The following is a 21,674-nucleotide window of genomic DNA, read 5'->3' as shown; positions in this document are numbered from 1 at the left end:
TTCAGTGCTGGTGATGGTCTTCGTCATGTCCATGGCCCTGACAGACATTTTCGCTGGTCGGGCTGACAAGATTTCCTTCTTTCCAGTCATTGATGGCCGTCTCCACAGTTCCCTGTGCACCGATGAAAACATCGATCCCATATTCACAGAACATGTTCACTGCCTTTTGTCCAAGACCGCCGCAAAGCATTATGTTCACTCCGACCTTTGAGAGAAGTTCAGGTGGTAATCCGACCCCACCATTATGCTGGCTTGTGTTCTCTACTATCTCCACAGAGTTATTCTCGATATCCAGCACAGTATATGTTGGAACCATTCCGAAGTGCTGACCTACGATATCCTCTAATCCGCCATTATTTGCTGAAGGTACACATACTTTCATTTTATTGCCTCTTATTTTATTTTGGTCCGGAAAGTTCCGGTCTTGATCCTGGATCGATACTGTGTTGAGCAGAAGTGGTGGCATCTTCGATAAGGTCCAGCTGTCCTTGCCTATATTGTGAAACCGTTTCCTCAACTGCACCCTGGATGCCTGTAAATACTCTGATACCAGCCGCATTTAGCACTGAGAACGCGTTTGGTCCCATCTTTCCTGTTAGGAGGGCATCAATGCCAAGGTCGGTCAATGCCTGTGCAGCCTTTATGCCTGCACCTCCCTCTGCTAAAGGTCCCGGATTCTCAAGGGCTTCAACGGTCATGGTATCATCATCTACAATGACAAAGTAAGGGCATCTGCCAAAACGGGGGTCACACTGGCTGAAAAGGTCAGTTCCTCTGGATGTTATGCATATTTTCATTATTTTTCACCACTTTGATCCTAATGTATTATGCACATAAGTGAGAAACTATTTAGTACTTTTGGGATACACTTATATATTTACTCTCAATAGGGCGCAAACCATTCTTATTTATAAAATAGCGGATACTATTTATACGGATGAATACTGATTACTTCTCATGTTATCCCTCTCTGAAGCTATCATTCTTGGCATTGTACAGGGTCTGGCAGAATGGCTTCCAATAAGCAGTGAAGGCATGACCTCTCTTGTGATGGTCACTTTCTTTGGACGTTCCCTTTCTGAAGCCATTCCTATCTCTATCTGGCTTCACCTGGGTACATTGCTTGCGGCTACTTTTTATTTCAGGGAGGAAGTGAAAACGCTCCTTTATGGTGTTCCTGATTATGTACGCAGCTTCTCTAAAAAAGAGCCTCATGATCCAGTGATAAGTTTTCTCCTTATCTCTACGGCACTGACGGGGGTTGTGGGACTTCCTCTGTTATTGTTCGTCACTGACAAGGCTGAGATATCCGGTGGCTCTGCAACAGCTGTGGTCGGTATGATGCTTATATTTACGGGTCTTCTACAGAGGACGATATCAAAGGACGTATCTCTTGCCAGAGTTCCTGGAATGTCTGACTCTCTGGTGGCAGGGGTTTCACAGGGTTTTGCAGCAATACCTGGGATCAGCAGATCTGGCATAACAATGTCCGCACTATTGCTGCGTAAATTCGATGCTGCGGATGCCATAAGGTTGAGCTTTCTCATGAGCATACCTGCGGTCCTTGTGGCAGAGATAGGGCTTGGACTGATGGATATGGTCGAGTTAAATGTATACTCCTTTGTAGCCCTGTTCTTCTCTTTTGCTTTCGGTCTGGTCACCATCGACCTTTTCCTGAAAGTTGCGAAGAAAGTGGATTTCTCTTATTTTTGCATAGGGCTTGGTATCATGAGTGTTCTGGCAATTTTTCTTTAATGTCAGCCTTCAAAACGCAAAGCTCAGTGTATAACAATTTTAGAGGATCGAAAAAAAGAAAGTAAAGAAAAAAGAATTGGACTTAGTAAGCCCATTTCTCTTCTTTTTAATATTGATCAGATTAGTATTTGTAGGTCTTTGCGACTTCAACCATTGCACGAAGGTGTGCGGTTGGGGTCTGGCTTACAATACCGCATCCAGGTGCGAGAAGTCCCTTGCCGTCGAGTTCCTTGAGTACTCTCTGTGACTCTGCTGTGACTGTCTCAACAGATGTGTTCCAGAGGCAGTTTACTGGGTCGAGGTTACCGATGATGAGTGCTTTCTCTACCTTTGATACAGCGGTTGCTGCGTTTACGTTCTGGTCAACACTGATCGCGTCTACACCTGCGGTCTCCATGATCGCAAGACCTTCTGTTGTGTCACCACAGACGTGGAGAACTACAGGAACATTGCGTGCGTGCATTGCTTCAACGAGCTTTGCGTGGAATGGTACAACGAATTTCTTGTAGAAGTCGCCGCCAATGAGCTGGTAGCTTGCTGTTGGGTCGATGATGGACAATGTGTCTGCACCGTTGTCGACCTGTGCATTTGCGTATGCGATTGCGAATTCGGTTGTGAACTCCATGATCGCAAGACCGTACTCTTCCTTTGTCATGATGTCCATGAACCAGGAGTCGCCGGTGATGTGCTGTGCAAGGGAGAAAGGACCGATCATACTGCCGATGATTGGAAGCTCTGCTCCATACTCATCTGCTACGATCTTGACGGACTCGAGGATCGTTGAGATTCTCTTTGATGGGTCATTGATGTCATAGCCTTCGAACTGCTTGAGGTCGTCAAGGCTGTTTACAACGTGGCTGATGACGGATGGCTGCTGTACGTTTGTACCGTCCTTGATGCCACAGCCGAAGAACTCAGCTTCTGCGGTGATGTCGAAAGGAACACGGATTGCTTCGAATCCAACTTCTGTGTGTGCTGCTGCTGCAAGACCTGCAAGCATCTTTGCATCGTAGTTTGCTTCTGGCCAGAAGATGCCACATGCTTCCATCTGCTCAACGGTACCGGTCTGTGTAACACAGATAGCTGGCATCCTGTCAGCTTTTCCGCCATTCAATACAGTTGCTAATCTTGTCTTTGGTGTGTATTCAGTCATTTTAATATTCTCCTATAGATCAATCCTTTATAATCACTAAAAAGGTACTTAGGCTATGTACTTAGCATATATATACCTTTTTATTTGGCAAAAACGCCTGCAATAGTCGCATTAGACAAGTTTTATGGTTTTGTCAGTGCAACGTTTTCTCTGAGTTTTTTGCAAGCCTTCTTGCTGTTCGTGAACGTGAAATATTCCGCTCCTTTTCAGAATACTGAATAGAGCATTGCTGCGGCACCTATGACCAGTGGTTCCATGACCAGGTCAATATCACCGTTCTCAGCGAGTTCGGCTGGAAGCGCGCAGGGTATCCCCGGAGTCGATACCAGACATCTTTCTGCGATCATTCCTTCAGATATCGTATTGGCGTTAGGGGTGGCCTCAAAGACCATGGAGAACTTCTTAGGGTTCGCACTATCATAAGCGTTCACTCCAAGCTCTTCTATTGCCTTTTCCATGAATTCGGTGTTCGGGTCATAAGCATATACATTGAACCCTTTCTTCACCAGGTGTTCAGCACCTGCGTAACCTACGCGACCGAGGCCTATTACCAGCACATCCTTTGATTCCGTGTGTATGAACCTTGAGGCGATCTCGGAATAGATCACACCTGTGCATACATGGTTGGTAGCTATCTTTCCACTTTTCAGGTTGTGGGCGATGAACAGGTGGTCATCCGCCATTAGAAGTATGTCCGCATCATCGACTATTGCCTGATGATATCCGGTTATGTCGGGATGGTCTGTAATATAACCCTCAAGTCCGAAATATTCGGTTATTGCGAGCAGCGATGAAGAAAAATTGCCGATTATCCCATTGCCTGCTGTTATGGGTACGATCGCAACCTTTTGCGAGGCTGGGCGTGTGCCATAGACCTCTTCACATATTTCCGTGATCCCCTTTCCGGTAGATGCCCTGATAGTTTCATTGCTCTGTCTAAGTTTGTTCAAAAGATCTTCCAGATCCTCAGGTGTTAATAATGCCATTATACTCCCCTCTCCCCATTGAAATGATCTTCGATCCGCATTATAGCTCTGCTGCGAACCTGTTCTGTACTTTCCATGTCCTTGCCCCTTGAGATAAGGGTGAACACGTCGTTCTCTCCACTTGAATGGAATATCTCAAGGTTGTCTTCCTCATGGAATAATTCGTATCGCTCTCCCATGGAAAGTATATGCTCTCCCACAGGTATCAATCCGGGACTATTCCATTTCAGATGTTCGAATATACAATATCCTTTCTCAGGCGCCTTTTCGATCTCTCTAACGCCTTCGGTGAAAGCCTGCATTAGCAATGCGACAAGGTTCACTCCACTTGAATGGTAGACCGCCGTAGGTGTCTGGCTTGGGAATCGTGCATCTATCTCAAGGACCTTCAATCCTTTTTCAGAAGCAATGGCTTCCACATCCATGATGCCTTTAAGGTTGAGGCCTTGGGCAATCTTGTATGATATTTCCCTGAACTTCGGGTCATGCTCTACCGGAGTTATCCTGTGGCAGTCATAAGTGTCATCGATATGCACTTTCGTTTCCTTCACAACTGCAAACTGATTGCCGTCCCCGATTATCTCAAGGGAGATCACATCGCCTTCGAGGTACTCCTCAACAAGCATATCCGGTCCGATATCGGCAAGTTCGCTATCTTCGTAGATTATGCGTGTGCCAATACTGCTGCTCTCACAGGGTGGCTTTACAAAATAAGGTGGGTGCGAAGGTCTATCTCCGGGGGTCGGTATGTCGATAGATACAAAATATTCCTTTGAGCGCTTCTTATCCATACTGATATGGTACGCATCAAAATCAAAAAGAACAGGGCAATCAAGCTGGTTGTTGATGTCCCTTATGAAGTTAAGTGTATCGAGGTTCTCATTTACCGGAATAATGGCATCGACGTTCTTTGATATCTCGATGAACCTCTCGGGTTCCTGGGTTATGTCAAAGCAGAACAGCTCATCAACAACATTGCAAATAAGGGGCTTCTTGTTCCTGTCTATCAGAACAACTCTCATCCCCGCTTTCTTCGCAAGATATGTCACTTCGAATCCCTGAAGCTTCCCTCCTATAAGGCATATTGTCGTCATCCTATTGCCCCAACAACTTCTCGAAATCGCTTTGCCTGGCAGGTTCCATACCCATAGTCTTCAGTCGGTTGATAACACTCTTAACATCCCTGTCCCTCTCGGCATGTTCTCTGTCATAGTTCACAACACCTTCAAGGGCCGAATTGGATGAGATTATGGAAGTGACCACATTTGCACCGGAGTTCAGTCTGTGCACCATTCCGTCAATACCTTCAAGGTCTAAGGATGCCGGTATGAGCAGGTTCGGATACATCAATCGAAGGATCGAGATCATCCTGAGTTCTGCTTCACTTCCCTCGACAGCCTTTCCTTCCAGGGGTGTGCCTTTTTGAGGCAGGAATGTCATGACCCTTACCATATCGGGATTGGATGTTCCAAGTCCTCTCAGTGAGATAAGTGTGGATTCGATATCTGGTTCAACCTGGGTTAGAATTCCATCTTCAACAAGATAGCCTATTCTTTTTGCATGGTTCCTGGAGTTTATCCTTTCTTCAAAGGATTGTTCCACTCTCAGCTTTCCATAAAGGTCCTTGTCATAGGTCTCCTGGTATAGTGCAAGGAAGTTTGCCCCATTCTCCTTCAACAGCCCAAGGGTCTTATTATCAACAACTCCGGGGGACACCATAATTGGTTTTCCTACTTCTTCCTTCACTGTTCTGACAAGTTCTACCAGATGTTCAGGATTGTTGTGGAAATAGGGGTCCTCTCCCATGGTGAGGTCTACCATGTGTATCTCTTCTGTCTTGAGTACCTTGCAGATCTTCTTTATGTCCTCTAGTGTCAGGCGATACCTGTCGATCTCATTCTCACGGTTGTAATAACAGAAAGCGCAATTGTTCTTGCAGTGTGTGGAAAAGTACACGAAACTGTACATGAACACTTTGTTCCCGAAGAAATTATCCCGTATATGGCGTGCCACATAATGCAGTTTTTCCATCTCAGCAGGATCGCTTATCTGCAACATTTCCCTGATGTTCTCATCGGAAACCTCTGATCCGGCTATTATCTGCTCGGCATAGTCTTCCAGATCACTTTGGTCCATTTTCTCAAACAAGATGTTCACCTCATAGATTCGTATTGATTCCGTTGTAGTATAGTTCAGAACGGCTTGCACGGCGTATGTTCGTGTAGTTGTGCCTGACCTTTAACAGTCTTTCAAGACCGAATCCGGCACCTATCCACGGTTTATTGACGCCCCACTCTCTGTCAAGGGGTACTGGTCCTACTACTGCGGATGACAGTTCAAGGTCACCATGCATTATGTCAATGGTATCTCCATATACCATGCAGTTGTCACCCTCTATCTCATATTCTATTCCAAGCTCCTCAAGGAACTCCTCTATGAGACCTTCAAGGTTCTCTCTTGTACATCCTGATCCCATCTGGCAGAAGTTCACCATGGTAAACTCTTCCAGATGACTCTTACCATCTGATTCCTTGCGGTAGCATGGTCCTATCTCGAATATCCTTATGGGGTCCGGAAGTACATTGTCAAGCTTGCGCAGGTAATTGTAAAGGCATGGTGCCAGCATAGGTCGCAGGCACATGTTCTCATCAACGCGGAATATCTGCTTGTAGAGAGGATCATCCTTGTCTATTCCCATCCTCTCGACATATTCGAAAGGTATCATTATTGGTGATTTTATCTCCAAAAATCCCCTGTCCACGAAGAATTGGGTTATCGTCCTCTCAAGCTTACCAAGACGGTCTTCCCTGTCTTCCTGGTACATCTTCTTAAGGTCGTCACGTCGCCTCTGTATCAGTTCTTTCTCAAGCACCTTGAACTCCGGCAACCTGTCCGGCATGGGTATCTTGTCATCAGGGGACATCAGGGTCTTCAGTCTCTCTATCTGTGAAGGGGTGTACTTTATTTCTGGTACTTTCACTTCATCTTTTACGACACTTGTAGAAGGAGTTGGTATTGAGTTTGACACACTTGCCTCCTTGGGGCTGGGTGTAGAAATGGAAACGGATTTAACTACAGCCGCTTTCGGCTTTTTGGGGACCTGTTTCTTCGGACTGGAGAATACGCTGACAGTCTGCTTTTTCTCTTTAAAGGTCTTCTTAACAAAACGCTCTATCTGCTCATCTGCCGGACGGCAGCGTTTGCAGGGTTTACGATATTTGCTGTGCCTTAATGATCTTGCAGAACGGCTTGACCTGGAATTTCTCACAGTGAATCTTGCACCACAGTCGGTCTCAATGTGAATATGTTTCCGGGTTATCTCAAAGTTCCTGATCCCATGAAGTAATCCGCTTCGCGATAGCCATACTCCGTTGAGCTCTACTAGAACGTCCAGTAATTGCTTTTCCATAGTTCTAGGCTCCTATTGCGAAACACTTCATTCTATCATCTTCCTTTAGAAATTGATGGTATACACCATCGTAAATAAAATATAATGTCCTAATGGAAAGCCATGTCCATTTGGCGGAAACTCCGGGAATCTAACCCGGCTGAAAGGATTTAGAGTCCGTTCGATCTACATGATCAAGTCTCCATATAGTATGGGAACATCGGCTTTCCTGACATATGGCAAACACTCTGTATAAGATTATACATGTGCCACCACGTTTGCAGTACCTTTGATAGATGCGATCCATATTTAACAATTACGGGTTAATTGATGCAAGATCACTTGTAATAGTGCCTATGGCCCATTTATGGCAATGATCCTCTATTGAAGGGGCATGGTTGATATATATGCCAATTGCTATCGTTTTTGACCTTGTATGTCGCTGTCCCGTAATTTGTTTGTCATCTCTCCTAAAGCAAACTTTACATAACTTAATATATGTTTTCTTCCTATCTCTGCACGATAAAGTGTGGCGATGAATGTGGAAGAAAAAATGATTTTACCCCTCAAAAAGCACATAATTGGTCTTGTGCCTGCATCCCATGGCGGTCTTGTTCGCAAGGCTTCGCAGGAATATGGGATAGCTGAGTCTGATCTTATTGATATGAGCGCAAGCCTCAATCCTTATGGCACCCCTTTCGATCATCCTGAATATGGTCTTGACCTCAAGGCACTTTTTGCCAGTGCAAGAGGTGGGATGTACAATTATCCTGACAATCGTTATCTCGACTACAGGGAAGCTGCAGCAGTTTTTCTGGGTGAGGGGATAAGTGCTGATAACATCATACCCGGTAATGGCTCCTGTGAGACCATCCGTCTTGTTGCAGAATGCATGATCAATAGCGGTGATGTTGTAGGTATCCCTCAGCCAACGTTCGATGAATATGAGCAGCAGTGCAGGATAATGGGTGCCACTATCCGTTATCTTGAGCATGAGGGCTTGATGGATATCACTGATGAGGCACTGAGGGATGTGAAGATCCTTTTCGTATGCAATCCAAATAATCCTACTGGCAAATTGCTTTCAAGGGATTCCATCCTTGAACTTGCCAAAAGATGTGAAAAGAACGATACTCTATTGTTCGTCGATGAGGCGTTCAGTGAACTTGCCGACCCGTCCCAGAGCGTTGCGGACGTTGCAGCCACTAATAACCATTTATTCGTCCTCCGCTCCCTTACCAAGAACTTTGCTATTCCTGGCATACGTCTGGGTTTTGGTGTTGCTTCCCTGGAAATGACAAAAGCACTCAATACTGCCAGACTATCATGGAACCTGGGTTCAGTGCCTGATGTTGTCGGTACTGCTCTGTTGAACATGGAGGGTGGCTGCTACAGCAAATATCTAGTGGAATCCCGCAAAATGATCACTGAGGAGCGGGAATATCTCACAGAACGCCTGGCAGGTATCTATGGGTTCGAACCGCTTCCAAGTACTGTCAATTATGTTCTTGTGGACATAAGGGAACTTCTTATGGATTCCGAGGAACTGACTTCCCGTCTTGCTTCTCATGGTATCCTTGTAAGGGATTGCAGTTCCTTCTACTTGCTTGACAATGACTACATCAGGATCGCTGTACGCACAAGGGGGGAGACCGATCGTCTGATACGGGCTATAGGGGATGTCCTTACCGAATCCGGCAAGGATTATGCCGAGGAACGCCTGAAAGAGACCATAGAGAGTGCTGAGTCTGGCATGCCTGCCTGCAGGAATACCTGTGAATATTATCCCTGCCATTTCAGTGGTCAGGATTGTACTTTCTGCTTCTGTCCTTTCTACCCCTGCGAAGATCCTCATACAGGGGGTCGCTGGATAGAAAGTACTACTGGTAGTGAGGTCTGGAGCTGTGAGAAATGCAAGATACTGCACAAACCTGAGGTCGTTCAGGAAGTTCTAAAAATTCTCATGAGTGACAGTGAAACTGAGGATAACCTCAAATTATCTTGGGAAAAGGTAGTAGTGCCACATCTCTGATGTGTTTGTAGTGTTCTAAGGGCCGATATCTTTAGACATCGGTCTCATATTCTTGATGTTGGAGAACTAAAATGGATGCTATTGTTATGGCTGGTGGTCTTGCCCAGAGACTTGGCGTGGAGGAAAAAGCATGTGTGATGCTTATCGACAGGCCACTTATCAGCTATCTTCTTGACTCGCTTCTTGATGCAGAACACATCGAACGTGTTTTCGTCCAGACCTCACCATATTCACCGGAAACAGAATCGTGTGTAAGGGAACGTTATGGCAATGATGTTCTAATTCTCCGGACCCCTGGTGATAATTATGTTGGGGATATGGTAAGTGCCGTCAAAGGTGCTGGTAGCATCGGTCCTGTCATGATATTGATGCCGGACCTTCCTCTGGTCGGATCCGAACACATCGATGCCATAGTTGAAAGCTATGAGGAACGTTCCATCCCGGCAATGTCCGTTTATGCTCCTATTGGGCTTTACCGTGAGCTGGGGCTGCGGCCGGGTACTGTGTTCAACAAGAACGGCGAAATGCTGGTCCCGGTGGGGATCAATGTCCTTGATTCCGGTCAGATCGAGGAAGAGCAGGTGGATTTCGATCATCTGATCCATATTCCCGAAGTTGCGATCAATGTGGACTCGGTAGTTGAACTGGCAAAGTGTAAGGAAATGCTATTGGCCAGAATGTCATAAAGAGGTCGAATCAAATCAACCTGATTACTTTTTTTAATTATTTTCTTTGTAATGTTCTTTTTTTATGTTCGCAGCGTTTGTTTTTAGTCAATTGTAGATCCACTTAAAGAAACCTAAATTGAATAACTTAATATATTTTCGGTTCTTTACATTATTCGATCAGCGTGTCACAAGAAAAAGAACTCCCTCTAAAAGAAAACATTATAGAATTGGCCTGTCCCTCACATGGCGGACTTATTCGTGAAATGGCTGACAAGTATGGCATCCCGGAATCGGAGATGCTGGACCTGAGCGCCAGCCTTAATCCTATCGGTAGTCCGTTCGACCATCCTTTAGGTGGGCTTGACCTTGATAGCTTGCTAGATAATGCCATGGAACGATTTGGGCAATATCCTGATAATCGCTATCTTGAATTTAGAAAAGCTGCTGTTCGTTTTCTGGACAACGGGCTGTCTGTGGAGAACATAGTTCCGGGCAATGGTTCCTGTGAGATCATCAGGCTTGTGGCAGAGGCAATAGTGGATCAGGGCGATGTTGTACTGATACCCCACCCTACGTTCGCGGAATATGAACAACAATGCAAGGTAGCCGGCGCCGATGTTCGTTACATAGGTCAGGATGATATCTTTGATCTCTCCGACGATGTGCTCGGAGGCGCAAAGATCCTTTTCGTATGTAATCCGAACAATCCTACTGGTAAGCTCCATAAAAGGGAGGATATTCTGTCCCTGGCAAAAAGATGTGTCCGCAATAACACTCTCCTGTTCGTGGATGAAGCCTTCATCGAACTTGCTGACGATCCTTCACAAACTATAACTGATACTGTGATTGATAACGATCATCTTTTCATTCTTCGCTCTCTTACTAAGGATTTTGCCATCCCGGGCGTTCGCCTAGGGTTCGGCGTGGCCTCAAAGACAATTGCAAATGCATTGAACACCGCAAGACTTTCGTGGAATCTCGGTTCCATTCCAGAGGAGATCGGAATCACAATGCTCAACATGGAAGGTGGTTGCAATAGTCCCTATCTTGTGGCATCACGTAAGGCCATTGAAAATGACCGTAATTATCTTACTGAGCGCATCTCAAGGATACGCAAGTTCAAACCGCTTCCAAGCACTGTGAACTATATCCTTGTTGATATCAGCGCTTCTTCCCTTGATTCTGTTGAACTAACGCAGCGTCTGGCTGCACATGGAGTGCTTATAAGGGATTGCAGCTCTTTCCCGTCCATGGGTACGGACTTTGTCCGTATCGCTGTCCGTCCCAAGGAGGAGACTGACATACTTTCACAGGCAATAGGAAAGGTAGTTGTTGAAAAAGCAAGGGAGGATGCAAAGGCTGACCTTGTTTCAATGATAGAAAGTGGGGATGCAGCTCCTTGTGGTGGGAACCTTGATTGTCCCTATTATCCATGTCACAGCTGTGAGGACCAGGACTGCACCTTATGCTTCTGTCCGTTCTATAGGTGTGAGGATGAGCGTACAGGGGGTAAATGGGTCGACCGCTCCAGTGGTGGTCAGGTATGGAGCTGTGAGGATTGTGTTCTCGTTCATGACAAAGATATTGTAAAAGAGCTTCTCTATGTGCTTTCAGAGGATGGGGACCTGGGCAGTAAATTGAAGAAAGCATGGGATAAGGTGCTGGAGCCTCGTTTATGATAGAACCTTTCCTGCCTGATACGGGGCATCTGATATTCGTACTCCTTCTGGCAACAGGTTTTGATCTGTTGATAGGTGAGCCACCCACAGCATTGCATCCGGTGGTCTGGATAGGCAATCTTATAGGATTCTTCAAGAACCATGTACCAGCCACGCATAAAAAAGCATATGGTGTGGTATTTGCTCTCGCTGTCATTCTATTTGCAGTTTCTATAGCTTATGTTGTGCTCCTTATCGCAAATCTATCGTTCATTCCGGAATTTTTAGTGCTTCTCATTGAGGCCTATTTCCTGAAATCCACGTTCGCCATCCGCAGATTACTGGAAGCTGCAATAGAGGTCTATGGTGAACTGGAAAAGGGTGACCTTGTATCTGCACGTGAAAAACTTTCCATGTATGTGAGCAGGGATACTTCACAGTTGACCGAAGGGCAGGTATCCTCTTCTGTCATTGAGACCTGTTCCGAGAACTTCGTTGACGGTATATTGAGTCCCTTGTTCTACTATGTGGTATTCGGCCCTTACGGCCTTGTGGGTGCTTACATCTTCAAAGCAGTAAGTACGCTTGATTCAATGGTGGGATACATGAATGAGAAATACAGGGACATTGGTTATTTCTCAGCAAAGACTGATGATGTGCTTAACTGGATACCTGCACGTATCTGCGTGGTGTTCATTATGGCAGGTTCTTTCCTTTCAAGTGTTCTTTTAAAGACCAAAGGACTGGATCATATTGGTGCTTTCAGGTGTGCCTCCACGGACTGCATGACAACGCCTTCTCCTAATTCCGGTTATCCGATGGCGGCAATTGCGGGGACTCTTGGTGTCCGGCTTGAAAAACCCAATACCTATGTTATAGGTAAGGGCCTTTCGTTGCCAAAGGCAGGGGATATTAAGAAGGCAGCAGAGGTCATCGGTATGTCCTCAATACTTGCTGTGATAATATCTGTGGCGTTAATCTATATAATATCGAATATAATCAACTACATCTAATCGAACCTTGTAAGTGATAATTATGAAATTGTCAGATATAGACTCTCAGGATCTCAAAAAAGACCAACCAAAGGAATTGGAAGGCGATATTGATCATAATATCATCGAAATACTGGAAGGAGAAGGTATCACTGTGGATATGCTTGTTGATACTGCTCTTGAGCTTTATGCTCCTCATCCCGGGCTTGAGACCCGTGAGATCGCAGAGGAACGCTTCAGGAGGGAACTGGAGATCGCTATCTCCGATGCTAACTTATGTCTTCTGATATATTCCGGCATACTGCTTGAAAGGGAAGGTGAAAAAGGCAGTCTTCCGAACATCAGCAGAAGTTCTTATGAGAAGGATCTGACTTTCATCATTGCCGATGAGGTCATGGGAATGAGCATTGCTAAATATATCAGTGGTGATAAGGGTATTTTCGAGTTCGTGAGGTTCGACAAACAAAAACCAGGTATTCTTTCAAAACTGGGACCTTTCATGGATGATATCATTGGAGGTCTTATTGGTGGTGTTTCTGCCAACATGTACACAAGAGGCATGGCAGAAGCGGCTGAAAATGAAAGGAAGCCAAAGAAGAATCTCGATACTAGCGGTGTGATAGCAGGATGAGTGGATTTTTACTTGCCCTTAGAACAAGCTTTGGTTTCCTTTCCACAATACCTGTGGGGATGTCCATGGAAGGGCTCGATGAACTTGTAAAGCGCAGCTATCTCCAGACCTTTACAGGCATTGTCCTTGGGGCTATGATAGGCATTTTTGCATATTTGACCGAATCCTATCTGCCTTCGACCATAAGTGCGGTCCTGATAATGGTGTTCATCTATTATATTACAGGGTTGAACCACCTTGATGGTCTGGGTGATTTTGGCGATGGTGCGACAGCACATGGTTCTTTGGAGAAGAAGGTCAATGCTCTTAAGGACCTGTCCCTTGGCATCGGAGGAGTCAGCTATACTGTTTTGGCATTGATCGCCTTGTATGCATCGATATCTTCCCTCCAGGCAGAGGTTCTGTTCTTCTCGGACAATGCTGCACTCATTGTTGCTCTCTCTCTCCTTATAGCAGAGATAGGTGCAAAACAGGCTATGCTGACTGTGGCTGCGTTCGGCAAGCCTATCCATGAAGGCTTTGGTTCCATGATCATCAATAACACTACATTTCCAAGGTATGCCGTATCCCTCGTGCTTGGTGCATTGGCATGTGTGCTGGCATTTGGAACTCTTGGTATCATAGGTTATATCTCTGCGATCGTTACAGCTTTTGTAATACTGAACATATCCAACCGCCATTTCAAAGGCGTAAACGGGGATTGTATCGGTACTTCGAATGAGATTGCAAGGATCATCGTATTGATGGTGCTTACAGTTGCTATCACTGCGATCAATAATGGTTACGGGGGTCTCTTTTGGACGCCGTTATAATGGCCGGTGGGCAGGGACTTCGGCTAGGCATGGGTGAAAAACCATGTGTCGAGCTTCTCGGTAAGCCACTGATCAGCTATGTGATAGATTCGCTGGAGAGGTCCTCTTACATTGACCGTATATTTGTAGCGGTCTCTCCCTCAACCCCTAATACTGAAAAATTTGTGAATGAAAAATATGGAGACCACATCCAGGCGATCAATACCAATGGCGACAATTACGTGGGTGACATGGTATATGCGGTGGAGAGCTCCAATATCAGGGAGCCTGTCATGATAATCATGTCCGATCTGCCAATGGTGACTCCGAAATTAATTGATTCCATTATTGAGGCCTATGAGGATTGTGATAGTTCTTCGATGTCTGTTTTCGTTCCTATTTCCCTTTGCAAGAAGGTTGGCATCAGGCCCGATACCGTATTTAATTGGGAGGGAAACCTTATTGTGCCTGCAGGCATCAATATTCTTGATGGGAAATTCATTAACGAAGAGCAGGAATATCACAATTATATGTTGGATGATCCTGAGATCGCTTTGAACATCAATACAGTGGATGATATGAAGCGGTGCGAAGATCTCCTTATGAATAATTTATTCTCTAAATGAATCAGGGCGGGGTCATATGGTCGAGTATATAACGATTGATAATAATAAATATTCTTTGAAAAGTCTCCGTTTGATAACGGGTGATCTGTCCTTAGCTGCGGATGTTACTGAGATATCTGAGGAACAATTGCTTCTTTGTGAAGCTATAGATGATCCATATATACTTCCTTATTTATTGGATCGTTTTTATTCCCTTGAACTAAAGGATGCTGAAGGATTCAGATTATGTCTGATACGTATTCAGGTGGATTCTGATCTTCGTCTTAATGAGGATATACAGAAACACCAGCATCGCGGATATGTTGCGAGGACGGTCGAGAAATTGTTGTTCAGGGATATTTTCCTTGAGGTTCTACGAGAAGGGGAGGAAGAAGAAGTTGTGGTGGGATAAGTTCCCATCATTTTTTACATAGCATAAATCATTTTTTATATCATAACAAGACATATTGATGTTTCAATACAGTTGTTTCTAAGATGTTCGATATAGGGGTGCATCTTTTCATTGCTGTATGGTTCTCAAAGTTCTTTTAAAAATATTCAACATAATCTAATATAACTATCAGGTGTAAATATGGCTGATGAAGTAATTCAAGAAAGGGTCAGTACGGGAATTCGTGGACTGGATGAGATGTTGAAAGGTGGTTTTTTCAAAGGGACTGCTAACGTAGTTTCTGGAAAGTCCGGTACCGGTAAAACCATTTTCGGTACTCAGTTCCTGATGGAAGGTATCAACAAGGGCGAAACTACGATGTGTATCATCACCTCTGAAGAGTCAAAGTCTCTTGTACGTGAAATGCAATCTTCTTTCGGATGGGACCTTGATGGTCTGGTAAATGATGGAAAACTTGTATTTGTAGATATTACAGATCCAAGTCTTCGTCTTCAGAAAAGTGTGGAGATCGCTCCCACGGAACTTATCAAGAGCTTCAAGAAGCTTATTGAGAGCAAGCTTGAGGAGGTAAAACCTGACAGGGTCTTTATCGATTCCGTTGAGGCAATGTTCCTTGCTATCGAGTCCAATTACAAGCTCCGCACATTGATCGATGATGTCTTTGGCGTCTTCAGGAAAAGGGAGGTCACTTCCCTTATCACAGTAGGTGCAATGTTCGGTCTTGATGAGATGGTCGAGTATGGTGCTGATTCTGTTGTCAAGCTCGGGCGTGAGGTCATTGGAAGCAATTTGCAGCGCACTATCTATGTCATGAAGCTCAGGGGTTCAGGCACTATCAATGAAGTAAGGGTGCTCAACATTTCCGACAGCGGAATGGCAGTACTTCCACAGTCTCCATACCTCGAGAAATAATATTTTACAGAAACAAGCAGGTACCTTCTAAGGTACCTGCTCTTAAACTTTTTTTGATAATTTATCTGCTTTATAAAAGGTACCAGTCCATATCATTGGTGGACAGGTCTTCGTGAACTCCAACCGTGCGTGCGTCGATATTCATTTTTTCTGTGATGGAATCTGAAAAGTCCTGAAGGTACTGTTGCTGGCTCAGACTGCCATAGGCGAAACGCTTGTCCGGGTTGGCAAGTTCTTCCATTGTTTCTTTTTTAGGAATGATGGAGACTTCTATATTTGTCATCTCAACAGCCTTTTCCATTGCTGTTCTGAAATCTCCTATGCAGTAGGCGATCCTGTGCTTGTAGTTATCACGTGTTTTTTCGAGATATCTTGCAAGCCTCTCGCTTTCCATCTTTATAAAATCCCGTTTGATCTTTGCCACATTGCATTTTCCCATCATGAACTTGTAGTCTGTGAATGGATATTCTGTATCGATCTCTCTGGGGGTTATCCCGCATGTCCCGAAAACGACCACATGTGCATCTTCCTGTTCGAGAATGCCAAAGATTATACGGTCATACATTTTGTGTGACGGGCTGGTATGGTACGGTTTTCTCATTGCACATGGGACAAATATACAAAAATCCCTTGTTGGCGGCTGATATTCTGATAATACCCATTCATTGGCACGTATCATATCCGGGTGATATATCAGGCGTTCGGTATCAAGGGGCTCATTGGAGCGTTCATCTTCAGGGATTATAGTTTTCAACATGTGATGGATTCTGATAAACTATATATATAATTAACGACGTGAATGTTATGGTTTTGTATAAACTATACAAAAGTAATTTCTAAGTTCTAATATATTAAGTGGTAAAAAATGACGACGTCGATTCGGGAAATGTTAAGGGCCAATTGTCAATGTGATGATGTGGCAAAGTGTATATTGGGGCTTAAAACACTTGATATGGAGGCATATAAATCCCTTCTTGCAAATGGCCCAATGACCGCTGAGAACCTCGGTGAGTTCCTTAATCGGGAGCGCAGTACGGCTTATCGTTCACTGCAGAACCTCATCTCATGTGGTCTTGTTTATCGTGAGACCAAGACCATCGATATAGGTGGCTATTTCTATGAATATGTAGCTGTTGATCCTACAAGGGTCAAAGAAATGATCCAGGAAAATATCGATAAGTGGTATGAAAAAGTGACAGGGCTGGTCGCAAATATCGATAAGGAACTCCTGGGCGAGTGATCTCTATGGTTTGTAACAAATTACTGTAACAAATTATTAAAAAACCGTTGTTGAAAAAAAAGATGGATCAATTCATAATCCATCGACAAAATTACCTATTCTTTCAAGTGCTTCCTTTATATCTTCTCTTGATGCTGCGTATGCACATCTGAGGAATCCCTCTCCTGTGTCTCCAAAGATATTTCCTGGGATCGTCACTACCTTATATTCGGTAAGCAGCCTTTCTGCAAATTCATCGCCTGAAAGTCCTGTGCTGCTTATTGATGGGAATGCGTAGAATGCACCTCTTGGGTTGAAACAATCGAGTCCGATCTTGTTCAGACCACCTACGATAAGTTTTCTGCGGCGGTTGTACTCTCTGGACATCTTTTCCACTTCTCCTTCACCATTACGAAGGGCCTCAATAGCTCCTACCTGGGCAGTTATCGGGGCGCAAAGCATGGTGTACTGGTGGATAAGCATCATTGCATCAATGATCTCTTTTGGCGCAAGGGCGTATGCCATCCTGAATCCTGTCATTGCATATGCCTTTGAAAATCCGTTGAGTAGGATAGTGCGGTCACGCATACCTTCAAGTGAAGAGAAGCAGGTATGTTTACCTTCATAGGTAAGCCTTTCATACACTTCGTCTGATATCATCAGTATGTCGTGTTCCACTATGACGTCTGCGATGGCCTCGAGGTCACTTCTGTCCATTGTAGCGCCGGTGGGGTTGTTGGGATAATTGATGATGACCGCTTTTGTCTTGTTCGTTATTGCGGCTTTTATCTCCTCTGCTGTGATCTTGAAGTCGTTCTCTGGCCTTGCTCCAAGGGTCACAGGTATTCCGCCTGCAAAGATGATAGATGGCACGTAGGCGACATATGAAGGCTGTACGACTATTACCTCGTCCCCTGGGTCGACTATCGCTCTTATGGCAAGGTCAAGTCCTTCACTGACTCCAGTGGTGACAAGGATCTCAGTCTCAGGTTCGTAATAGACATCATGTCTTCGGGTATAATGTTTTGAGAGCTCTTCGCGAAGTTCCAGAAGTCCATAGTTGGAAGTGTAGGAGGTCTCTCCATGCTCGATGGAATGTATGCACGCTTCCCTTATGTGCCATGGTGTTACATAATCCGGTTCTCCCACTCCTAGGGTGATCACATCGTCACTATCAGATACCATGTCAAAGAACTTTCTGATACCTGATGGTGGTACCTTTTGCATACTGCTTGCTATGAATTGAGAGGGTTTACATTGGTTTCTCAAAATAGATTCCTCCAATCAAATTGGAAAAAGCGAATCAACGAGAAGATCTTATGGTGAGATCACAAGCTTTTTCACTTGCTCTGGTTCATCAAGGATCAATCCGTCTTCCTTGTAGGTCTTCAAAACAAAGTGTGTGGAAGTGCTCTGGACCTGTTCCTGTGTCGCTATCTTCTCTGCTACAAAGAAGGCGACCTGTTTCATGGAATTGCCTCGCACTGTTATTGCTATGTCATGTTCGCCCGAAAGTAATCTTACTGAACGTACTTCGGGGAACTTATAAAGTCTTTCGGCAATTGCCTGATATCCCAGTTTGCGTTCAAGGTTTATCTTAAGCTGGATTATGGCGTACACATAGTGATCTCCTGCCAGGTCCCAATCGATGATGGTCTTGTATTTGCGAATGATCTTTGCTTTCTCAAGGTAATCGATCTTCCTACTGACCTCATCGGCTGTCATGCCAGTGAGTGTTGCTATTTCCTCTGGGCTTGTTCTTGCGTCATCTGCAAGGATCTCCAGTATGTCACGTGTTTGCTCGTCCATGCCTTGAACACCTTCGGGTGTGAAAAAAAGAATGATCGAGTAATTTACTCGATCAATATTGCGTTGATCACTCCGTCCTGACCTGGACGGCTTGTGACGCGTGCATTGCCTGCAGCGGTCTTGATGACTGCTCCCTTTGTGATGATGTTACGCCTGATATAGTGGCCGTTTGCTGTATTGTCTACAACGGTTTCGATAGCAGATACGACTGTTTTCCCATCAGCTGGGTTTGTCACATTTGCGATGTTTTCCTGAAGGAGCCTTACTTTTCTGTTTCCGCCACGTGTTGGAACGTTCTTCCTCTTTGTGTTGTTCACGTGGGTAGCTGCAGGCTCACGGCCGAGCTCGAACTTCCTCTTTCCGCGTGCGGATTTAAGCTTTGCTCCTGTGTACTTCCTTCTTGATCTTCCCTGGAATTGCATGATTAGTCCTCTTATTTACTAAAGTAAGATAAATTTTTATTATTATAATATAGGTTAATAGGATTTCCTTTACTAATAGGATTCTATATGAACTTTTCGAGCCAGCGGCTTTGTCCATTCAATTGAGCATTCCATATAGATGTGATAACAGCTAAATAATTCTATCGCATATTTATCTTTACATGCTCAAAGTTACATTCTTAGGTACCGGTGGCTCTTTGCCGACAACGAACCGTAATCCTTCAGCTATCATGGTCAACAGGGATGGGGAACTAATTATGTTCGATTGCGGGGAGGGTGCCCAGCAGCAGATGATGCGGGCAAAGACCGGAATGATGAATTTATCTTCTATATTCATAACTCATTTCCATGCAGACCACATACTCGGGATACCTGGTCTGGTCCAGACAATGTCCTTTCAGGGACGGACAGAACCTCTTACCATCTATGGTCCCGAATGGGTGGAAGAATTCGTAAAATTACTCTCCGCAATGGGTTATTACAAATTGAAGTTCGAGATAAATGCGATAAGGCTCAAAAGTGGGGAATCCGTAAAACGTGATGGTTATTCTGTTCTTGCTTTAAAGACCGTCCATAATGTTCCAAGTATCGGCTATGCTCTTGTGGAGGATGAGCGTCCCGGAAGGTTCGATCGTGATAAGGCAATTGAGCTTGGTGTTCCTGTAGGTCCGCTCTTTTCAAAATTGCATCACGGTGGATCGGTGGAGGTTGATGGCAGGGTCGTATCGGCTGAGGATGTAGTGGGTGAACCACGTCCCGGCAGGACTATCGTTTATACTGGGGACACACGCCCTTGTCTTGACGTCCTTACTGCAAGTGATGGCGCTGACCTGTTGATACATGACAGCACTCTTGCCGATAATATGCTTGATTGGGCAAAAGAGGCCATGCATTCGACTGCAGGTGAAGCCGCTGCCCTGGCAAAGAAGGCAGGTGTCAAAAAGCTTGTCCTGACCCACCTGAGTTCAAGATATTCAGACGATGCAACTCCGCTCCTTAACGATGCAAAAGAGATATTTGAAGACGTTATACTTGCCGAAGACCTTCTGGTGATCGAAGTTCCCCTTAGTGATGATTGATACTCCAGGGCGTGGATAAAACTTTTTTAGTAGACTGCCCAATAAAGTATCAGAGATCGGTTGGGGGGCAGCCTATGCTAAATGATGATCGTACGTATGAGTCTGAAAATATTCAAACTGGAGTTGAGGGGGGTAATGGGGAAAGGGTTCGAAAACAGAAGATCGATCCTTTCCATATGGATGAGTTCAACGATATCATCTCAAAGATGGCCTCTATGGGGGACAGGGATGTCCAGATCTCAAAAGGCATCAATAAACTTACTGTCAAAGTCTGTAACACTGCGGTGAAACTTGCAAAAGAAGCTGGTGATATTCCTTTGAACCTTATGGATCAGGCTATCACTCTGAATTTTGCCAATTCGAAGGAAATAGGACATGATATTAACAGGATGATGTCCGAAAAGATGAATTTGGGGCAGATGTTCCATTATCCTGAAAAGTTCCGTTATGATATGGATCGTAAAAAAGACCTCGTTCCACGTAAAGTATCGGAGAACAAGAAACTTGGTATAAACATCAATTATGCCATTGAAGCTTTTTTTGCACAGCAAGCTTCTCAGGATAAATGGAACCTTATCATAAATCACGAATGGTTTGAGCTTAGCACAAGACCAAGATTTGAACTGGCACCGGAAATGCTTCCTGCAGGATTGGAATATGGATCAAATACAGGAGTTGTGAACATCAATGAGTTCTTTGATATGGATTCACTTATTCAGGAATGGGGTGGTGGTCTCAACCTCTTCGATCCGGTCTGCTTCGATCTGCTAATGAAGCATGCTGTCCAAAAAATAAGTAGTGTGGATGAAAAAGGTATCATACACACTTATGAGATCGAATGGATCGATGAATAAGATCTGTTCTCATACGTTCAAAGTATGGTCCAGTCAATTTCGGTATCATTCTCATCGTAAAGGTGGACCTCAATGGACATCTCTTCGATATCGTATGGTAGTTCCTTCACGCTAAGAAAGAGTGAATCTCCTATCTCCTTGGTGAACCCCTCTGCTTTGACCCTGGCAAAATAGACACGTCCGCCGGAGTCAATATCTTCGACAACGACACCTTTCCATTGTTTCAGGTTATCAATTATGTTCACGATCTTGCATTCGAACCTGTCAGTTTCCTCTATGGTGCTCAT

General features: G+C 44.7%; 25 protein-coding genes. 13 read left to right on the top strand and 12 right to left on the bottom strand.

Annotation, left to right across the window (positions count from 1 at the left end):
• Position 1: 1 nt before the first annotated feature.
• Positions 2-382: a NifB/NifX family molybdenum-iron cluster-binding protein gene (locus AC20MK_RS10425; protein WP_487355739.1), complete on the bottom strand. Its 381-nt coding sequence runs from the start codon at positions 380-382 to the stop codon at positions 2-4.
• Between the two features lie 16 nt (positions 383-398).
• Positions 399-797: a NifB/NifX family molybdenum-iron cluster-binding protein gene (locus tag AC20MK_RS10420; protein WP_487355738.1), complete on the bottom strand. Its 399-nt coding sequence runs from the start codon at positions 795-797 to the stop codon at positions 399-401.
• Positions 798-957: 160 nt separating this feature from the next.
• Here AC20MK_RS10420 and AC20MK_RS10415 point away from each other — a divergent pair, with 160 nt between their 5' ends.
• The gene (locus tag AC20MK_RS10415) at positions 958-1,755 is read left to right on the top strand and encodes an undecaprenyl-diphosphate phosphatase (RefSeq protein WP_487355737.1); all 798 of its coding nucleotides are present in this window, start codon (positions 958-960) and stop codon (positions 1,753-1,755) included.
• A 121-nt stretch (positions 1,756-1,876) separates the two neighbouring features.
• On the opposite strand, the gene mtbA is transcribed toward AC20MK_RS10415, so the two are convergent.
• The 5 genes from mtbA to pylS all read right to left on the bottom strand — a co-directional run bounded on the left by mtbA (position 1,877) and on the right by pylS (position 7,303).
• Entirely contained in the window at positions 1,877-2,908 is a 1,032-nt protein-coding gene (gene mtbA / locus AC20MK_RS10410; RefSeq protein ID WP_487355736.1) for a methylcobamide:CoM methyltransferase MtbA, read from the bottom strand.
• A 206-nt stretch (positions 2,909-3,114) separates the two neighbouring features.
• Positions 3,115-3,894 carry a 3-methylornithyl-N6-L-lysine dehydrogenase PylD gene (gene pylD, locus AC20MK_RS10405; RefSeq protein WP_487355735.1) on the bottom strand — a complete coding sequence of 260 codons (780 nt, stop codon included), beginning with the start codon at positions 3,892-3,894 and terminating at the stop codon, positions 3,115-3,117.
• Complete coding sequence (pylC, locus tag AC20MK_RS10400; protein WP_487355734.1) at positions 3,894-4,988, bottom strand: 3-methylornithine--L-lysine ligase PylC; 1,095 nt, start codon at positions 4,986-4,988, stop codon at positions 3,894-3,896. Before pylC ends, pylD begins: the two co-directional genes overlap by 1 nt.
• A 1-nt stretch (position 4,989) precedes the next feature.
• Positions 4,990-6,042, bottom strand: coding sequence for a methylornithine synthase PylB (pylB, locus tag AC20MK_RS10395; RefSeq protein WP_487355733.1), 1,053 nt, complete (start codon positions 6,040-6,042; stop codon positions 4,990-4,992).
• A gap of 10 nt (positions 6,043-6,052) precedes the next feature.
• Positions 6,053-7,303, bottom strand: coding sequence for a pyrrolysine--tRNA(Pyl) ligase (pylS, locus tag AC20MK_RS10390; RefSeq protein WP_487355732.1), 1,251 nt, complete (start codon positions 7,301-7,303; stop codon positions 6,053-6,055).
• 514 nt (positions 7,304-7,817) lie between these two features.
• Between pylS and cobD (AC20MK_RS10385) the strand changes: the two genes are divergently transcribed.
• The 9 genes from cobD (AC20MK_RS10385) to AC20MK_RS10345 all read left to right on the top strand — a co-directional run bounded on the left by cobD (AC20MK_RS10385) (position 7,818) and on the right by AC20MK_RS10345 (position 15,983).
• Positions 7,818-9,314, top strand: coding sequence for a threonine-phosphate decarboxylase CobD (cobD, locus tag AC20MK_RS10385; RefSeq protein WP_487355731.1), 1,497 nt, complete (start codon positions 7,818-7,820; stop codon positions 9,312-9,314).
• Between the two features lie 71 nt (positions 9,315-9,385).
• Positions 9,386-10,000: an NTP transferase domain-containing protein gene (locus tag AC20MK_RS10380; RefSeq protein ID WP_487355730.1), complete on the top strand. Its 615-nt coding sequence runs from the start codon at positions 9,386-9,388 to the stop codon at positions 9,998-10,000.
• 164 nt (positions 10,001-10,164) lie between these two features.
• Positions 10,165-11,661, top strand: coding sequence for a threonine-phosphate decarboxylase CobD (gene cobD, locus AC20MK_RS10375; protein WP_487355729.1), 1,497 nt, complete (start codon positions 10,165-10,167; stop codon positions 11,659-11,661).
• Positions 11,658-12,653, top strand: coding sequence for a cobalamin biosynthesis protein (locus AC20MK_RS10370; protein ID WP_487355728.1), 996 nt, complete (start codon positions 11,658-11,660; stop codon positions 12,651-12,653). Before cobD (AC20MK_RS10375) ends, AC20MK_RS10370 begins: the two co-directional genes overlap by 4 nt.
• 22 nt (positions 12,654-12,675) lie before the next feature.
• Positions 12,676-13,263, top strand: a complete 588-nt coding sequence (gene cobZ, locus AC20MK_RS10365; RefSeq protein WP_487355727.1) for an alpha-ribazole phosphatase CobZ — start codon at positions 12,676-12,678, stop codon at positions 13,261-13,263.
• Positions 13,260-14,075: an adenosylcobinamide-GDP ribazoletransferase gene (cobS, locus tag AC20MK_RS10360; protein WP_487355726.1), complete on the top strand. Its 816-nt coding sequence runs from the start codon at positions 13,260-13,262 to the stop codon at positions 14,073-14,075. Before cobZ ends, cobS begins: the two co-directional genes overlap by 4 nt.
• Complete coding sequence (locus tag AC20MK_RS10355; RefSeq protein ID WP_487355725.1) at positions 14,060-14,680, top strand: NTP transferase domain-containing protein; 621 nt, start codon at positions 14,060-14,062, stop codon at positions 14,678-14,680. Before cobS ends, AC20MK_RS10355 begins: the two co-directional genes overlap by 16 nt.
• A gap of 55 nt (positions 14,681-14,735) precedes the next feature.
• The gene (locus AC20MK_RS10350; protein ID WP_487355724.1) at positions 14,736-15,071 is read left to right on the top strand and encodes a hypothetical protein; all 336 of its coding nucleotides are present in this window, start codon (positions 14,736-14,738) and stop codon (positions 15,069-15,071) included.
• Between the two features lie 180 nt (positions 15,072-15,251).
• Entirely contained in the window at positions 15,252-15,983 is a 732-nt protein-coding gene (locus AC20MK_RS10345) for an RAD55 family ATPase (protein ID WP_487355723.1), read from the top strand.
• 70 nt (positions 15,984-16,053) lie between these two features.
• On the opposite strand, the gene AC20MK_RS10340 is transcribed toward AC20MK_RS10345, so the two are convergent.
• A complete protein-coding gene (locus AC20MK_RS10340; RefSeq protein WP_487355722.1) occupies positions 16,054-16,740 on the bottom strand; it encodes a DUF5591 domain-containing protein in 687 nt (228 codons plus the stop codon).
• Between the two features lie 108 nt (positions 16,741-16,848).
• Between AC20MK_RS10340 and AC20MK_RS10335 the strand changes: the two genes are divergently transcribed.
• A complete protein-coding gene (locus AC20MK_RS10335) occupies positions 16,849-17,223 on the top strand; it encodes a helix-turn-helix domain-containing protein (protein ID WP_172367688.1) in 375 nt (124 codons plus the stop codon).
• Between the two features lie 72 nt (positions 17,224-17,295).
• Here AC20MK_RS10335 and AC20MK_RS10330 read toward each other — a convergent pair whose 3' ends face one another.
• From AC20MK_RS10330 to AC20MK_RS10320, 3 genes are read right to left on the bottom strand one after another with little or no spacing between them, the layout of a single operon-like run.
• The gene (locus AC20MK_RS10330) at positions 17,296-18,471 is read right to left on the bottom strand and encodes an aminotransferase class I/II-fold pyridoxal phosphate-dependent enzyme (protein ID WP_487355721.1); all 1,176 of its coding nucleotides are present in this window, start codon (positions 18,469-18,471) and stop codon (positions 17,296-17,298) included.
• A 48-nt stretch (positions 18,472-18,519) separates the two neighbouring features.
• A complete protein-coding gene (locus AC20MK_RS10325) occupies positions 18,520-19,011 on the bottom strand; it encodes an Lrp/AsnC family transcriptional regulator (RefSeq protein ID WP_487355720.1) in 492 nt (163 codons plus the stop codon).
• Between the two features lie 44 nt (positions 19,012-19,055).
• The gene (locus AC20MK_RS10320; RefSeq protein ID WP_487355719.1) at positions 19,056-19,433 is read right to left on the bottom strand and encodes a 30S ribosomal protein S8e; all 378 of its coding nucleotides are present in this window, start codon (positions 19,431-19,433) and stop codon (positions 19,056-19,058) included.
• A 182-nt stretch (positions 19,434-19,615) separates the two neighbouring features.
• On the opposite strand from AC20MK_RS10320, the gene rnz reads away from it, so the two are divergent.
• On the top strand, positions 19,616-20,533 hold the full coding sequence (gene rnz / locus AC20MK_RS10315; protein WP_487355718.1) for a ribonuclease Z: 918 nt from the start codon (positions 19,616-19,618) through the stop codon (positions 20,531-20,533).
• A 74-nt stretch (positions 20,534-20,607) separates the two neighbouring features.
• Positions 20,608-21,387, top strand: coding sequence for a hypothetical protein (locus AC20MK_RS10310; protein WP_487355717.1), 780 nt, complete (start codon positions 20,608-20,610; stop codon positions 21,385-21,387).
• Between the two features lie 17 nt (positions 21,388-21,404).
• Here the strand turns inward: AC20MK_RS10310 and AC20MK_RS10305 are convergent, their stop codons facing one another.
• On the bottom strand, positions 21,405-21,674 hold the full coding sequence (locus AC20MK_RS10305) for a hypothetical protein (protein ID WP_250866810.1): 270 nt from the start codon (positions 21,672-21,674) through the stop codon (positions 21,405-21,407).

This window comes from Methanococcoides sp. DA23 (assembly GCF_057593895.1).
This window is presented reverse-complemented; position numbering and strand designations above follow the sequence as displayed.

Coding starts and splice junctions, on each gene's coding strand:
- AC20MK_RS10425 (WP_487355739.1), bottom strand. CDS start 382: ATGAAAGTATGTGTACCTTCAGCAAATAATGGCGGATTAGAGGATATC.
- AC20MK_RS10420 (WP_487355738.1), bottom strand. CDS start 797: ATGAAAATATGCATAACATCCAGAGGAACTGACCTTTTCAGCCAGTGT.
- AC20MK_RS10415 (WP_487355737.1), top strand. CDS start 958: ATGTTATCCCTCTCTGAAGCTATCATTCTTGGCATTGTACAGGGTCTG.
- mtbA (WP_487355736.1), bottom strand. CDS start 2,908: ATGACTGAATACACACCAAAGACAAGATTAGCAACTGTATTGAATGGC.
- pylD (WP_487355735.1), bottom strand. CDS start 3,894: ATGGCATTATTAACACCTGAGGATCTGGAAGATCTTTTGAACAAACTT.
- pylC (WP_487355734.1), bottom strand. CDS start 4,988: ATGACGACAATATGCCTTATAGGAGGGAAGCTTCAGGGATTCGAAGTG.
- pylS (WP_487355732.1), bottom strand. CDS start 7,303: ATGGAAAAGCAATTACTGGACGTTCTAGTAGAGCTCAACGGAGTATGG.
- cobD (WP_487355731.1), top strand. CDS start 7,818: ATGAATGTGGAAGAAAAAATGATTTTACCCCTCAAAAAGCACATAATT.
- AC20MK_RS10380 (WP_487355730.1), top strand. CDS start 9,386: ATGGATGCTATTGTTATGGCTGGTGGTCTTGCCCAGAGACTTGGCGTG.
- AC20MK_RS10370 (WP_487355728.1), top strand. CDS start 11,658: ATGATAGAACCTTTCCTGCCTGATACGGGGCATCTGATATTCGTACTC.
- cobZ (WP_487355727.1), top strand. CDS start 12,676: ATGAAATTGTCAGATATAGACTCTCAGGATCTCAAAAAAGACCAACCA.
- cobS (WP_487355726.1), top strand. CDS start 13,260: ATGAGTGGATTTTTACTTGCCCTTAGAACAAGCTTTGGTTTCCTTTCC.
- AC20MK_RS10345 (WP_487355723.1), top strand. CDS start 15,252: ATGGCTGATGAAGTAATTCAAGAAAGGGTCAGTACGGGAATTCGTGGA.
- AC20MK_RS10340 (WP_487355722.1), bottom strand. CDS start 16,740: ATGTTGAAAACTATAATCCCTGAAGATGAACGCTCCAATGAGCCCCTT.
- AC20MK_RS10335 (WP_172367688.1), top strand. CDS start 16,849: ATGACGACGTCGATTCGGGAAATGTTAAGGGCCAATTGTCAATGTGAT.
- AC20MK_RS10325 (WP_487355720.1), bottom strand. CDS start 19,011: ATGGACGAGCAAACACGTGACATACTGGAGATCCTTGCAGATGACGCA.
- AC20MK_RS10320 (WP_487355719.1), bottom strand. CDS start 19,433: ATGCAATTCCAGGGAAGATCAAGAAGGAAGTACACAGGAGCAAAGCTT.
- rnz (WP_487355718.1), top strand. CDS start 19,616: ATGCTCAAAGTTACATTCTTAGGTACCGGTGGCTCTTTGCCGACAACG.
- AC20MK_RS10310 (WP_487355717.1), top strand. CDS start 20,608: ATGCTAAATGATGATCGTACGTATGAGTCTGAAAATATTCAAACTGGA.
- AC20MK_RS10305 (WP_250866810.1), bottom strand. CDS start 21,674: ATGAGCACCATAGAGGAAACTGACAGGTTCGAATGCAAGATCGTGAAC.